At 69.5% G+C, this 14061-nt stretch carries 14 protein-coding genes and 1 tRNA gene; 4 read left to right on the forward strand and 11 right to left on the reverse strand.

The window, feature by feature from the left end:
- Positions 1-22 precede the first annotated feature (22 nt).
- On the reverse strand, positions 23-1054 hold the full coding sequence (locus KTR66_RS07765) for an LLM class flavin-dependent oxidoreductase (RefSeq protein WP_213612000.1): 1032 nt from the start codon (positions 1052-1054) through the stop codon (positions 23-25).
- 30 nt (positions 1055-1084) lie between these two features.
- On the opposite strand from KTR66_RS07765, the gene KTR66_RS07770 reads away from it, so the two are divergent.
- Positions 1085-1549: a nucleoside deaminase gene (locus KTR66_RS07770; RefSeq protein ID WP_213612001.1), complete on the forward strand. Its 465-nt coding sequence runs from the start codon at positions 1085-1087 to the stop codon at positions 1547-1549.
- 1 nt (position 1550) lies between these two features.
- On the opposite strand, the gene upp is transcribed toward KTR66_RS07770, so the two are convergent.
- The 4 genes from upp to efp all read right to left on the reverse strand — a co-directional run bounded on the left by upp (position 1551) and on the right by efp (position 4304).
- On the reverse strand, positions 1551-2192 hold the full coding sequence (gene upp, locus KTR66_RS07775) for a uracil phosphoribosyltransferase (RefSeq protein ID WP_213612002.1): 642 nt from the start codon (positions 2190-2192) through the stop codon (positions 1551-1553).
- 42 nt (positions 2193-2234) lie between these two features.
- Complete coding sequence (locus tag KTR66_RS07780) at positions 2235-2699, reverse strand: OmpA family protein (RefSeq protein ID WP_213612003.1); 465 nt, start codon at positions 2697-2699, stop codon at positions 2235-2237.
- Complete coding sequence (locus KTR66_RS07785) at positions 2699-3562, reverse strand: inositol monophosphatase family protein (RefSeq protein WP_213612004.1); 864 nt, start codon at positions 3560-3562, stop codon at positions 2699-2701. The genes KTR66_RS07780 and KTR66_RS07785 overlap by 1 nt, the downstream gene beginning before the upstream one ends.
- 172 nt (positions 3563-3734) lie before the next feature.
- Positions 3735-4304: an elongation factor P gene (efp, locus tag KTR66_RS07790; protein ID WP_213612005.1), complete on the reverse strand. Its 570-nt coding sequence runs from the start codon at positions 4302-4304 to the stop codon at positions 3735-3737.
- Between the two features lie 299 nt (positions 4305-4603).
- Here efp and KTR66_RS07795 point away from each other — a divergent pair, with 299 nt between their 5' ends.
- Positions 4604-5356, forward strand: a complete 753-nt coding sequence (locus tag KTR66_RS07795) for a hypothetical protein (RefSeq protein WP_213612006.1) — start codon at positions 4604-4606, stop codon at positions 5354-5356.
- Between the two features lie 411 nt (positions 5357-5767).
- Here the strand turns inward: KTR66_RS07795 and KTR66_RS07800 are convergent, their stop codons facing one another.
- Positions 5768-6148, reverse strand: coding sequence for a rhodanese-like domain-containing protein (locus KTR66_RS07800; protein ID WP_213612007.1), 381 nt, complete (start codon positions 6146-6148; stop codon positions 5768-5770).
- Positions 6149-6255: 107 nt separating this feature from the next.
- Here KTR66_RS07800 and KTR66_RS07805 point away from each other — a divergent pair, with 107 nt between their 5' ends.
- Both KTR66_RS07805 and KTR66_RS07810 read left to right on the forward strand, forming a co-directional pair.
- On the forward strand, positions 6256-7698 hold the full coding sequence (locus tag KTR66_RS07805; protein ID WP_213612008.1) for a glycosyltransferase family 9 protein: 1443 nt from the start codon (positions 6256-6258) through the stop codon (positions 7696-7698).
- Positions 7699-8024: 326 nt separating this feature from the next.
- Positions 8025-8099, forward strand: a tRNA-Thr gene (locus KTR66_RS07810).
- Positions 8100-8106: 7 nt separating this feature from the next.
- Here the strand turns inward: KTR66_RS07810 and crtD are convergent.
- From crtD to chlG, 5 genes are read right to left on the reverse strand one after another with little or no spacing between them, the layout of a single operon-like run.
- Positions 8107-9591 carry a 1-hydroxycarotenoid 3,4-desaturase CrtD gene (crtD, locus tag KTR66_RS07815; RefSeq protein WP_213612009.1) on the reverse strand — a complete coding sequence of 495 codons (1485 nt, stop codon included), beginning with the start codon at positions 9589-9591 and terminating at the stop codon, positions 8107-8109.
- An 18-nt stretch (positions 9592-9609) separates the two neighbouring features.
- On the reverse strand, positions 9610-10653 hold the full coding sequence (hemC, locus tag KTR66_RS07820) for a hydroxymethylbilane synthase (protein ID WP_213612010.1): 1044 nt from the start codon (positions 10651-10653) through the stop codon (positions 9610-9612).
- The gene (locus tag KTR66_RS07825) at positions 10653-11834 is read right to left on the reverse strand and encodes a geranylgeranyl diphosphate reductase (RefSeq protein WP_213612011.1); all 1182 of its coding nucleotides are present in this window, start codon (positions 11832-11834) and stop codon (positions 10653-10655) included. The genes hemC and KTR66_RS07825 overlap by 1 nt, the downstream gene beginning before the upstream one ends.
- Positions 11831-13174, reverse strand: coding sequence for a BCD family MFS transporter (locus tag KTR66_RS07830; RefSeq protein WP_213612012.1), 1344 nt, complete (start codon positions 13172-13174; stop codon positions 11831-11833). Before KTR66_RS07830 ends, KTR66_RS07825 begins: the two co-directional genes overlap by 4 nt.
- Positions 13174-14061: a chlorophyll synthase ChlG gene (gene chlG, locus KTR66_RS07835; RefSeq protein ID WP_213612013.1), complete on the reverse strand. Its 888-nt coding sequence runs from the start codon at positions 14059-14061 to the stop codon at positions 13174-13176. Before chlG ends, KTR66_RS07830 begins: the two co-directional genes overlap by 1 nt.

Below are 14061 nucleotides of genomic sequence, written 5' to 3' on the forward strand. Positions count from 1 at the left end.
ACCCGCCCCACGGGCCCGGCGGCTATTCGGCGGCGAGCGGCATGGGCTGCGTGAGGCCGAAGGCCTCGGCCAGCAGGGTCACGCTGCGGGCGCGGGCGGTGGCGTCATGGCAGGGGGTCAGCACCGCGACCTCCTCTGCGCCGAGTTCGGCCGTGAGCGCCACCAGGCGGTCGCGCACCTGCTCGCCCGTGCCGATGATGGCTGTGGACCGCATGCGCTCGATTCGCGCGCGCTCGGCCTCGGAATAGGGGTGGGCCAGCGCTTCCTCGGCGGTGGGGAAGGGCGGGAAGCTGCCGCGGTCGCGATACAGCCGCCACAGCGCGCGCGGCGCGAAGAGCCGCTCGGCCTCCTCCACCGTATCGGCGGCGAGCGCATAGACGGCGACGGCGGCGTGCGGCGCCTGGCCGCGCATGTCGCGATAGCCCTCGCGATACAGGTGCAGCGCCTCGGCCGCGCCGCGCCCATCGGTGATGAAGTGGGCGAAGCAATAGGGCAGGCCGAAAAAGGCCGCGACCTGCGCGCCGTAATCGCTCGATCCCAGCACCCAGACCTCGGGCGCGGTCGTGACCTCGGGGCTCGCGCGCACGTCGCGGAACGGGTGGTTCTCCGGCAGGCCGTCACCCAGCCAGCCCAGCAGGTCCCGCAATTGCGCGGGGAAGTGGTCGGCAGCACTCGCGGCGTTGGGGTTCAGCGCATAGGCGGTGCGGCCATCGCTGCCGGGCGCGCGGCCCAGGCCCAGATCGATGCGGCCTGGTGCCACGGCCTCCAGCGCGCGGAACTGCTCGGCCACCTTCAGCGCCGAGTAGTGCGGCAGCATGACGCCGGCGCTGCCCACGCGGATGCGCCGCGTGGTGGCGGCGATGGCGCTGATCAGGATCTCGGGCGCGCTGCCCGCATGGCTCTGGCTGTTGTGATGCTCGGCCAGCCAATAGCGGGCATAGCCCAGGCGGTCGGCCAGCTGCGCGATGGCCAGGCTCTCCTGGATCGCCTCGGCCGGGCCCTTGCCGGAGACGATGGTGGATTGATCGAGGATCGAAAGCGCTGGCATGTTCATGCGCGGATTCTACCGGCAGCAGGGGATGGCATGGAAGAGACGTTCCTGAGGCGCGCCTTCGCCCTGGCCTGCCAGGGGGTCGCCGAGGGCGGCGGGCCGTTCGGTGCCGTCGTGGTGAAGGATGGCGCGATCATCGGCGAGGGGCGCAACAACGTCGTCCCCGGTCGCGATCCGACGCAGCACGCCGAGGTGGTGGCGATCCGCGCCGCCTGTGCGGCGCTCGGCACGCATGATCTGAGCGGCGCCGTGCTCTACACGAGTTGCGAACCCTGCCCGATGTGCCTTTCTGCCACCTGGTGGGCGCGCATCGGCGAAATCGTCTACGGCAATGACCGCGTGGATGCGGCCGCGATCGGCTTCGACGACGCGGCGATCTATGACGAGGTGGCGCGCCCGCTGGACTCGCGGGCGCTGCCCATCAGGCGGCTTCTGGCGAGCGAGGCGTTGGAGGCCTTCCGCCTCTGGGAGGCGAAGGCGGACAAGGTCCGCTACTAGTTCACTCGGTCCCGAAGCACCGGTCGCCCGCATCGCCCAGGCCAGGGACGATGTAGCCATGCTCGTTCAACCGCTCATCGAGCGCACCGGCCAGGATCGCCACATCCGGATGCGCCTTCTGCAGCGCGTCCACGCCTTCGGGGGCCGCGACCACGCAGGCGAAGCGCACGACGCGGGCGCCCGCCTGCTTCACGCGATGAATGGCCTGGATGGCCGAGCCGCCGGTGGCCAGCATCGGGTCCAGCACCAGGGCGCCGCGGCGGGCGAGGTCCTTGGGCAGGCGCACCACATACTCGCTCGGCACCAGCGTCTGCTCGTCCCGCACGAGGCCCAGATGGCCGACCGGCGCATCGGGCAGCACCATGCGCGCGCCATCCAGCAGGCCGAGGCCGGCGCGCAGGATGGCGACGAGGCAGGGCTCTGGCTGTGTCAGCACCGGCGCCTCCATGCGGCTCACCGGGGTCTCGATCGTGGCCGTCGTCTCGGGCAGGTCGCGCAGGGCCTCGCTCGCCAGGATGGCGCCGATCTCGGCCAGCACGCGGCGGAAGGTGGCGCTGTCCGTCTCCTGCTTGCGGATGCGCGTGATCTTGGCGCGCAGCAGCGCGTGGCGGGGGGTGTGGAAATTGGCGCGGGTCTGGCTCATGGCGCGGGCTTAGCCCCAGCGCCAACGGCGTTCAATCGGGGGTCAGCGCGGCGCGGTCGGGCTCAGGATGTCCACCGCGTCGCGCCCATTCGCCGTGCGGCCGAGGGGGCGGATATCCACCCGGGTCTCGGACAGGCCGCCCGCCACGAGTGCCGCCTTCACGGCCCTGGCGCGCGCGAGCGACAGGCGGCGATGGGTGGAGAGATCGTCGCCGCCGCTGGCCTCGCTGTTGAGCAGCACGCGGCCGCTGGTGCTCATCTGCAGCGCCGCGCCCAGCCGCTCCAGGGCGGCGCGCTGATCGGCCTCCAAAGCGTCACGGTTGGCCGGGAAGGTCACGCGCCATGCACCCTGCGGCAGTTCCGCCATGCTGCGTGGCAGTTGCAGCGTCGGCATCGGGGGCAGGGAGACCGGCGGGGTGGCGGGCGCGCCCAGGGGCTGCGCCAGGGCGGCCCCCCCGAACGGCGGCGCCAGCAGCAGCAGCGCCAGGAACAGCCGCCGGCGGGGCATCAGCCGGCCTCGGCGCGGCCCTTGGCGGCACCCTGGGCAGCGGCGGCAATGCTCTCGGCCACCACCTCGCGCAGCTTGCCGTGCAGATGCTGGTTGCCGGCCACCACATGGCCCTCGGCATAGGCGTCGCCGCCATCGGGCGCGGTGACGATGCCGCCCGCCTCGCGCAGCAGGACGATGCCGGCGGCAATGTCCCACTTGTTGAGCCCCAGCTCCCAGAAGCCGTCATACCGGCCCGCCGCGGTCCAGGCGAGGTCGAGCGCGGCCGAGCCGAAGCGGCGGATGCCCGAGACCTGCGGCATCAGGCGCACCAGCGTATGGGTGAACTCCGCCTTGCGCGGAATGGCGGCGAAGGGGATGCCGGTGGCGAAGAGCGCCTCGCGCATCTCGCGCCGGCCGGACACGCGGAGCCTTTTGTCGTTCAGGAAGGCGCCCATGCCCTTCTCGGCCCAGAAGAGCTCGTCGGAGGCCGGGTTATAGACCACACCGGCCACGACCTCCGATTTGTCGTTCGCGATGCGCTTCTCGATGCCGACGCTGATCGCCCAATGCGGGATGCCATGCAGGAAATTGGTGGTGCCATCCAGCGGGTCCACCACCCAGCGCCACTCCCAATCGGCATCGCCATGCGCGCCGCTTTCCTCCATCAGGAAGGCGAAGCCGGGGCGGGCCTTGGCGAGGTCCTCGCGCAGCGTCTGCTCGGCGCGCAGATCGGCCTGGCTGACGAAATCGCCCGGGCCCTTCATCGAGACCTGGAGCTGCTCCACCTCGCCGAAATCGCGCAGCAGCCGGCGGCCGGCCTTGCGGACGGCGGAGACGACGACATTGAGGGCAGGGGAGAGACGGGGCGAGGCGCCGGACATCCGGAAATCCTAACAGGAGGCGGTCATGAAAAGACAGGGCCGCGGGCCGCCCACGCGCCGCCCCCTGGAGCCCTTCGGTGGCTTCGCCACCGAAGGAGGAACCGGCCTTGGCAAGCCTGGCGCCAATCCGGGGCCCCCGCGAACACGCGAAGCGGGTTCGTGGGGAAAAGGCTCAGCCCTTGGCGCGCTCGACGTAGGAGGCGTCCTCGGTGCGGACCACGATCTTCTCGCCCGCCGTGATGAAGGGCGGCACCATGGTCTTCACGCCGTTCACGAGAAGGGCGGGCTTGTAGGAGGAGGAGGCGGTCTGCCCCTTCACCACCGGGTCGGCCTCGGCGATCTCGAGCGTGACGGTCTCGGGCAGGTCCATGGAGACGGGGTCGCCCTCGATGAGGCGGACATTCACCGTCATGTTCTCCTGCAGGAAGGCCAGGCGGTCGCCGAGGATGGCCGACGGCACCTGCGTCTGCTCATAGGTCTCGGGATCCATGAGGACGAGGTTCTCGCCATCGGCGTAGGAGTAGGTGAACTCCTTGTCCTCGGTGGTCAGCCGCTCCACGACATCGGCGGTGCGCCAGCGCTGGTCCTTCTTGGCCCCAGTCTTGATGTTGCGCATGTCCACCTGGATGATCGCGTTGCCCTTGCCCGGGATCATGATGTTCTGCTTGAGGATGGTGTAGCGCTGGCCTTCGAATTCGATGACCATGCCGGCACGCATCTGGTTGGCCTGCATCTTCGCCATGGGCGGTGACCTGCTAATTTCTCTGGGGTTGATCTCAGGCGGCAGGGCTTACACGCCGGGGCCCGGATCGGCAAGGTTGCGCCGCACCAGGAGCGACAGCCGCACCGGATGCCCGGCCAAGGCGCCCAGCCTGTCATCCTGCGCGGCTGCCCCTTTCAGAACCGGCGGCGAGCGAGACGGCCCGCGCAGGGGCATGGGCTCTCCGGCCGGCCTCGGCGGTTGTTCGGCATATTCATCGAATGCATATTCTGGAGCCTCAGCCGGGCTTGCTTTTCCCGATGATCAGCAGGGGTTCGGTGATGAATGACGACGCTCGCCAGTTCGATGACCTCGCCGAACCTCTGATCCAGGCGGGAGAGCGCGTCGGTGAACGCCTCACAGCCGAATTCGAGCTGCTGCGCGCGATGTATGATCCCGAAGCGCTCTCGCCGAGGCTGGGTTTTGCCCGGCGCTCCGCGCCTGGGCTTCCCATGCTGACCGAAGATGGCTCGCGTTGGCGTTCGGCTCCGGTGAAGTATGCCGTGGACGCACGGAGCAAGATGGAAAAGTGGCGCAAATTCATGCCCTTCCTGAAGGGCTTCGAAGCCGCGTTCGAAATAGGAGTTGGGCCGGGTTATTTATTCCGCCTCATGATGGACTTCTACGGAACCAGAATGACGGGATGTGACATCGAGTTCGAGCAACTCGGCGTCTATGACGCGCTCAGGTCGGAGCTTGGTATCAAGCATTTGATTCGGGAGCACTTTGTGGCACGACGGGTCTCCACGCCTGTCACCCCGGGTAGCGAGGCTGTATTGGCTTTCTGGCTGGCTTTTGACAGCGAACGTGATGAGGAAGGTGTGCGCACCGGCTGGACCGTTGAAGATCATGAGTGGTTTCTTGCCGACATCGCCAGACAATTGTCCGGCCGTCGTCAGTTTATTTGTCGATTTAACAAATGGTGGTATTCGCGTGAGAATAGAGACGTCATGCGATTCTACAGACAAATTGGAGTGCAGCCGATCGCGGAAGATCCGCGCTTTTTCATTGTCAATTTGAAGTCATTTATTTGATGTGGTAAAAAATTTTTTATCGCGGACCCGAACGAATCACTGTCCGATATAGAGCAGATCCCGATCAGATGGACTCATCTGATCGGGTGAAGATGCTCGCAAAAACAAATGTCTAGAGGCTTCGCAGCGAGCCGGGGCGAGCGGAAAAGGCTCCAGTCTCTCCCGGAAGGTAGCTGGCGTCAGGTGAGATGCCGGATCTCAGCCCGCGGCAGGACTGACAGCAGGCGATACGCTCATCCCAAGCGCCCAGCGCGCGGTGCCCGGGTCCGGTGGCGGTGGCTGTCCCATCAAGGCAGCCCAAGACCCTGGCGCCCCCCGTGCGGCCATGGCCTCGCGGTCAGGCACGCGCCTGCAAGCTGTCCTTTCCGCCAGGCCGGCTGGTCAGCGCCGTCAGCCGGGCCGCCCCGCTGGTCAGCCTGGCTCGACTTCGCCGCCCGCTGCCACCCAATCCTTGAAGCCGCCGAGATTGCGGACATCGGTATAGCCCATGGCCTTCAGCGTCTGCCCGGCGAGTGCGGCGCGGCCGCCCGAGGCGCAATGGATGATGATGGTCTTGGCGCGGTCGAACTGGGCGTCATGCGTCGGTGCCTCGGGATCCGCACGGAATTCGAGCAGCCCGCGCGAGACGGCGAGCGCGCCCTTGGCCTTTCCCGTCGTCTTCACCTCGGCGGCGTCACGCACATCGAGGATCAGCACGTCCGGGCGCTCGGCCATGGCCACCGCCTCCGCGCCGGAGATGCGCGGCACGGCGGCATTGGCGGCGGCCAGCATGGCTTGGACGGTGGTGGTCATGGTCGTTCTCCCTGGATGGCGGCGCGAGCCTAGAGGATGCGCCGTCCGGATGGAATGCGCCCGGCACCGGGCTGTCGCGCTCCCCGCCGGGCCGGATATGGTGAGGCATGCGAATCCTCGTCGGGCTGATCGAGCACCTGGGTGACATCGCCGCCTGCGAGCCCGTCGCCCGCTACCTGAGGCTGCGCCACCCGGATGCGCAGCTGGACTGGGCCGTCGCCACTCCCTATCGCGACCTCATCGACTCGAACCCGCATGTGGATCGCAGCTTGATCGTCGGCTGCCTCGGGGAATGGAGCGCGCTTGCCGCCTCGGGCGCGCATGATGCGGTCTTCGACCTGCATGTCGAGGAGAAGCCCTGCCAGCCTTGCGGCTTCGTCCTCACCAGGGCGGGTGGGGATCCCGGCATCAATCCGCGCACCTATTTCCATCACGGCGCCCTGCTGGAGGCCTTCAGCCAGGGCGCTGGCCTGCCCCGCCTTTCGGTTCCGCCGCGGCTATACCTGGGGACCGCCGAGGTTGCCGCCGCCGATGCGCTCGGCCTGCCGCGGCATTTCTGCGTCCTCCATCGCGTCTCCAACCTCGCGGCCAAGGATTGGGACGATGCGCGCTGGTCGGAGATCGCCCGGGTTGCGCGTGAGGAGCTGGGCCTCGAAGTGGTGGAGGTGGGGGCGGGCGATGCGGCCCGCCTGCCGCCGCCGCTGCCGGCCAGCATCAGCCTGGTCAACCGCTTGCCGGTGCTGGTCACCGCCGAGGTGATCCGCCGCGCGGCGGTCTTCCTGGGCGTGGACAGCGGGCCGGCCCATCTTGCCAATGCCCAGGGCGTGCCGGGCGTGATCCTGCTCGGCCAACAGCCGCCCTTTGACGGCCATCTCCCCTATACCGGCTTCTATGCGAGCGGGGGGCCGGGCATCCGCCTGGTGCGCAACGCGACCGGCCCGGTGCGCGACATCCCGGCGGCGCCGGTGGCGGCAGCGTTGCGCGCGGTCGCGGCGCTGTGCCATCTGCCGCGCCCCTCCCCAGCGCCCATGCCCTGCCCTGCCGAATTCCAGGCCCGGCGTCCGGCCTCCCCGGAGGCCGAGGTGATCGCAGCCTCCGTCCTCTTCGACGCGGCCTGGTACGCGCTGCACCACCCGGAGGCGCTGGCCGAGGGGCTTCACCCGGCGGATCATTACCTGCGCCACGGCGCGTCGGCGGGCCACGACCCGGGGCCCTGGTTCAGCAGCAGCTGGTACGTCGAGACCTATGCGGATGTGGCCCGTGCCGGGGCGAACCCCCTGCTGCACTACATCCGCTCGGGCATGGGCGAGGGGCGCCAGCGCCGCCCGGCCCATCCGCGCCGCGAGCCCATGGGGCAGGAACTGCTGGAACAGCGACGGATCACGGCCGCGCTCCAGGGGCAGCTTCTCGCGCTGGAGGAGGAGCTGGAGCGACGGCGTCGCGGCTGGGCGCGAGCCCTGGTGGAGCGCCTTTGCGGCACCCCTGCCTGGCCATTGGCCGAACCGCTGCGCCGCCTCGGCCGCGGGCTCCGGCGTGCGCCGGGCGGGTGAGCTGCCCGGCCCTGAGAGCATGATGCGTTGAGGCGGAACCGCCGAAACGCGGAATCATCCTCTCAGCAGAGGGCTGGACCGCGCGAAGTGAACGCAGCACGGTCCAGGAGCGCCGCCGCCGCTGCCGACATTGGCGAAAGCGGATTGCGGGAGGAGGTCGTCGGCGTCGCGGCTCTTCGACGGATCGGGCCCGGGATCCCCTCCTGGCCGATGCGGGTGATGTGACGGGGCGCCACGGCATCGCGATCGCTGCCCGGGCGCATGACGGATTTTCGTGGCCATGGGGTTGTCAGGGAGAAGCCGCGTGGCTAGGAACCGCGGCGCAGGCTGTTGTAGCTCAGTGGTAGAGCACTCCCTTGGTAAGGGAGAGGTCGGGAGTTCAATCCTCCCCAACAGCACCACCTTCCCTCAGCGCCCCTCCAGAACACGCAACGCGGCCAGCCGGCCCGAGAGCGCGGCCATGGGCACGCCCGCGCCGGGATGGGCGCTGCCGCTCGCAACAAAAAGCCCGGGCAGCTTGGTGGCCGTGCCCGGTCTTGCGAAGGTCGCGGACCAGCCATGTACCGCCTGACCGTAGAGCGCGCCGCCCGTGGCCGGGAACAGCGCGTCGAAGCCCGTCGGCGTCGTCAGGATCTCGCGAGTCGGGTCGCGCTCGACCGTGAGGCCGCAGCGGGCCAGCAGGGCGAAGGTCGCGCGCTCGGCCTCGGCCATGGCAGATTCGGGGATGGGGCGGTAATCGCCCCGCGCCGGGGCGTTGATCAGGCAGAGCAGCCGCTCGGGCCCCTCCAGCGCGCTGTCGTCATCGCCGCGATCCTGCGCGCAGACATAGACGGTGGGTGTGGAGGGCAGCCGGCCCTGCTGCGTCAGTTCGTCGAACTCGCGCGTGTAGTCGCCCGAGAAGAAGACGTTGTGCCGCACCAGCGGAAAGCCCTCGGTGCGCACATGCATGGCCCAGGTGACGGCGGAGAGCGAGCGCCGCGCGCGCGGCACGGCTGCCACCGCCCCCATCGCCGCCTGGCCGAAACGCCCGGATGACAGCGCCGCCACATCCCCGTTGGAAATGATGGTGGCCGCCTCGATCACCTCGCCATCCGCAAGCCGCACCCCCGCCGCGCGGCCCCCCTTCACCAGGATCTCGGCCACGTCCGCCTCGTAGCGGAAGCGGGCGCCCTTGGCCGCTGCCAGCGCTTCGAAGGCGCGGGCCACGCGGTGCATCCCGCCCTCCACCAGCCAGACGCCCTCCTGCTCCACATGGGCGATGAGCATGAGCGTCGCCGGCGCCAGGAAGGGCGAGGAGCCGACATAGGTGGCGTAGCGGCCGAAGAGCTGGCGCAGCCGCGCATCCTTGAAATGCTCGCCCAGCGCGTTCCACATCGTGGTGAAGGGGGAGGTGGCCAGCAGCCGGCCCATGCCGCCGATTCCCGCACGGCCCACGAGGCCCATGGGGGAGGGGCGGGAACTCCGGATGAAGGGCGCCTCCAGCGCGGCGAAGGTCTTTTTCGCCCGCGCGACGAAGTCCAGATAGCCGCGCGCCTCGGCCGCGCCAGCGAAGGCCCCGATCGCCTCGGCCGAGCGCTGGATGTCGGCAAATAGGTCGAGCCGGCCCGGGCGCCCGTCCCAGGCGTGGCGGGCCAGGACCTCGACGGGCTGCAGCGTCAGATGCTCGGCGAGGCTGGTGCCGCAGGCGGCGAAGATTTCGTCGAAGACCCAGCGCATGGTGAAGACGGTGGGCCCGCCATCGATGCGCGCCTCGCCGATGGGCAGATGCCGCATCTTGCCGCCCGGGGCGGCCTGGCGTTCGAGGATGGTCACGTCATGCCCGCGCGATGCGAGCATGGCGGCGGCAGTGAGGCCGGCAATGCCGGCCCCGATGATGAGGACGCGCTGGGTCACGCGTTCAGTCTGGCATCCTCAGGCGAAGACGTCAGCCGGGCTGTCCACCAGCATCTCCTCGCCCAGCGCACGGCCGATGCGCTCGGCGTCGCAGGCATCGCCCGTCAGCGTCCGGCGCAGCACGAAGCTGCCATCGGCGCGGGCGATGAGGCCTGTGAGGCGGATCTGCCCGTCATCGGTCAGCGTGGCATGGCCGCCGATCGGCGTCCGGCAGGAGCCGTCCAGCGCACCCAGGAAGGCCCGCTCGCAGAGGCTGACAGGGCGCGAGCAGGGGTCGCAGATGGCCGAGAGAAGCTCATGCAGCTCCACATCGTCGGCGCGGACGGTGACGCCGATGATGCCCTGGCAGGCCGCGGGCACCATGTCATCCGGGCTGATGATGACGCCCGCGTGATGCTCGAGCTCCAGCCGCTTCAGGCCGGCGAGTGCCAGCAGCGAGGCGTCGAACTCGCCGGTCGCCACGCGCGACAGGCGCGTCTGCACATTGCCGCGGATCACCTCGCAGCGCAGGTCTGGCCGCGCGTTGAGCAGCTGCGCCTGCCGGCGCACCGAGGCGGTGCCGACCAGCGCCCCCTTGGGCAGGGCCGCGAAGGGGTCCGGATTGTCGTGATGCGCGGCGCTGGTGAAGCCACGGGGGTCGCGGAAGGCCTGGCGGTGGCAGGCATCGCCCAGCACGATCGCATCGCGCGGATCCTCGCGGCGCAGCGTGCAGGCGAGCACGATGCCGGGCGGCAACTCCGTCTCGAGGTCCTTCAGCGAATGGACGGCGAAATCCACGCGGCCATCCAGCAGCGCCTCGTGGATCTCCTTGGCGAAGAGGCCCTTGCCGCCGATCTCGGCGAGGCGGCGATCCTGCACGCGGTCCCCCGCCGTGCTGATCTCATGCTCCTCGAAGGCTTCGACTTCGCGCAGCAGCGGGCAGACGGCACGGATCAGGTCCAGGAAATGCCGCGTCTGGTAGAGTGCCAGCGGCGATCCGCGCGTGCCGACCTTCATGGGCAGGGTGGGGCCGTGATGGCGCTTGGCACGGGCCCGGGCGTGGTGGGGGGCGGCGAGGTCCATCAGGCGCGCGCCAGGCCGAGCAGATGGGCCATGTCCTTGAAGAAGATCTTCACATGCGCCAGCGGGTCCTTCCGGACCAATTCCTTGTTCATGTAGGATTCCCACGTCAGGCGCTGGACGTCCTTGTCCATGCACATCTTCACGAAACGCTCCCGGACCCAGTCATTGCGGTACCAGAAGAACTGCATGATCCCGAGGATCATGAAGACCTTGCCGTGATCCTTCATGAAGCGCTTGCGGGCGCTCTTCAGGGCGGCTGCGTCATTGGTGGCGAGCGCCATCTGCACGGCTTCGGCCGCGAGGCGGCCGCCCAGCATGGCGTAGTAGATGCCCTCGCCCGAGGCGGGGGCGACGACGCCGGCACTGTCCCCGGCGAGCACCACATCCCGCCCATTGTCCCACTTCTTGAGCGGCTTCATCGGGATGGGCGCACCCTCGCGCCGGATCGTCTCGACATGGGCGAGGCCGTTCTCCTCGCGCACCATGGCGGTGGCGCCGCGCAGCGAGAAACCTTTCTGAGCGCTGCCCGTGCCGATGCTGGCCGTATCCCCATGCGGGAAGATCCAGGCGTAGAAGTCGGGCGAGGTCCGGCCGTCATAGATCACATCGCAGCGTTGGCCGTCGAAGCCGCTCTCCGGCACCTTCACGATCTCGTGATAGGCGAACACGCATTTCGGGTGGCCCTGGCCGGGGATGGCCTGCATCGCGAGGTCGCTGCGCGCGCCATTGGCCACGATCACCATCTTCGCGCGGATGCGCTGAAGCCCTTCACCGCCCTTGGGTTCATAGGTGATGACGGCGGTGCCGTCCGGGTCGCGCTCCAAGTCATGCGAGGTGCCGCGAATCCATTCGGCGCCCGCTCCGGCCGCGCGCTCGCGCAGCCATTCATCGAACTCGCAGCGATCCACCATGCCGACATAGCCGCCGTTCTCGACCGGCATGTCCACGCGGCGCCGCTTGGGCGAGACGATCTGCGCGTTGTTGATCTTCGCCTTGATCAGATGGTCGGGGATGGCGAAGTCGCGGATGGCGCGCGGCGGGATGGCGCCGCCGCATGGCTTGATGCGGCCCGCGCGGTCGAGCATGGCCACCCGCTTGCCGGCGCGCGCCAGATCATGCGCTGCGGTGGCACCCGAGGGGCCACCGCCGACGACCAGGACATCGTAGGTCTCTTGGCTCACGAAATGGCCTCCTTCATCGGGGTCATGCGGAATTGGGCCAGGCGAGGCACGGCAAGCCGCGTCGCGATCAGGGCCGAGAGGAGAAAAAGCGCGGCCTCGCCGAAGAAGACCGCGGCATAGGCCTGGGCGGGATCACCGAGCGCCCAGCGCGCCACGTCACAGACGACCGTGCCGCCGAAGCCTCCGAGCGCGAAGGCGATGGCCTGCGCCGCACCCCAGAGGCCCATGCGCGTGCCGGTGCGCGCTGCACCCGCAAGCTGCATCATCGAGGCGATGGCGGCCGCGGCAAAGGCGCCATTGGCAAGGCCGAGCGCCACGTAGAGCGCCTCGAGCGGAACGCTGCCGCTCAGCCGTGGCGCGAGTGCCAAGGCCACGAGCGCCGCGGCGGAGCCGACGCAGCCCCAGACCGTCCAGCCACGCAACGACGCCAGTCGCTGCCCAAAGAGGCCCGATCCGAAGATGGCCATGACCACCATGCCGCCCAGCGTGCCGCCATTCTGCAGCCCCGCGAGCGCGGTGGATTGCCCGATGGTCCGGCCGAAGACCTCGCCGGCGAAGGGCTCCAGCACCAGATCCGCCGCGCTGTAGGCCAGCATCGAGATGAAGACGAAGACGGTGAAGCGCCGCGCCGCCGGATCCTCCCAGACCTCGCGCAGCACGGCGGCGAAGGCCGGGCGCTCGCCCTCATGCGCCACGGGCGCGCGGGCGCCGCGCTCGATGCCGATCAACGCGACGCAGGCGAGCAGGAAGGCCACCAGCGAAACCCCGCCCGTCACGGCCACGAGGCGCAGCGGCGAGAAGGGATCGAGCAGCTTGCCCGCCACACCGGCGGTGACCGCGAAGCCCACGATCATCATGACCCAGAGGATGGTGGCCGCTGGCGCGCGCCGCTCCGGCTCCACCATCGAGGCGAGCATGGCCAGCAGCGATGTGCCGGCCGCACCGACGCCCAGACCCACCAGGAAAAATCCCAGGGCGGCAAGAGCCACGCCCCAGCCGAGCGAGAGGCTCATCAACGCGACGGCACTCGCGGCCGTGACGCCACCCAGCGCCAGCACCCCCATGCCCCCGATGATCCAGGGCGTGCGGCGCGCGCCCATGTCGCTTCCGTAGCCGAGCCGGGGGCGCAGCATCTGCACCGCATGGTGGATGGCGACGAGGATGCCCGGCAGCATGGCCGGCAGCGCGTATTCCACCACCATCACGCGGTTGAGCGTGGAAGTCGTCAACACGATGATGGCGCCAAGCGCCGTCTGCACCAGGCCCAGCCGGACGATGCTGAGCCAGGAGAGGCCGGTCACCGCTGGCCGGGGGGCGGAGGTCGCGGCGCACGGGCCCATCAGGCGATCCCCCGGAGCGCGAAGGCGGTGGCGAGCATGCCGAGTACGTACATCCCGATCCCGGTCGCGTTGTACCAGGGGGCCAGGGCCTTCGGATCGCGCAGCATCTTCACCATCGCGGCCACCTGGCCCGCAAGGAGCAGGATCACGACGCCGGCATGGATGGGCGTGCCCCAGGCGAAGAGCAGGCCGATCACCACCAGTTGCGGCACCGCCATCATCCAGCAGGCGACCAGCGCCGCGCGTTCGGCGCCGAGCTGAACCGGCAGGCTCCGCACGCCGGTGCGCGTGTCGCCCTCGATGGACTTGAAGTCGTTCAGCGTCATGATGCCATGCGCGCCGAGGCCGTAGAGCAGCGCCATCACGATGACGGGCAGGGCGGGGGCGCCGCCCGAGATGACGGCCGCCGCCGTGATCCAGGGCAGCGACTCGTAGCTGAGCCCGCAGGCGAGGTTGCCCCACCAGCCATTCAGCTTGAGACGCAGCGGCGGGGCCGAATAGGCCCAGGCCAGAGCAAGGGCGACCACCGTCGCCGCGAAGCCCCAGGTGCCCAGCGTGGCGCCCACCAGCAGCGAGGCGAAGCTCCAGAAGATCGCGATATAGAGACCAAGCCGCCCCGGGATCCGGCCCGAGGGAATCGGCCGGTGCGGCTCGTTGATCGCGTCCACATGCCGGTCGAACCAGTCATTCACCGCCTGGCTCGTCGCGCAGACCATCGGCCCGGCAAGCAGCAGGCCGAGTGCGGCGAAGCCCCACTTGCCCGACATCGGCGCACCCGAGGCCACCACCCCGCACAGAAAGGCCCAGACCGGCGGGAACCACGTGACGGGCTTGAACAGCTCGAGCACGGCCGAGGGGTCGGGGCGGGTGATGGCCGTCTCGGACAT

The sequence above is a fragment of the Roseococcus sp. SDR genome (assembly GCF_019083995.1).
Lineage (GTDB): Bacteria > Pseudomonadota > Alphaproteobacteria > Acetobacterales > Acetobacteraceae > Roseococcus.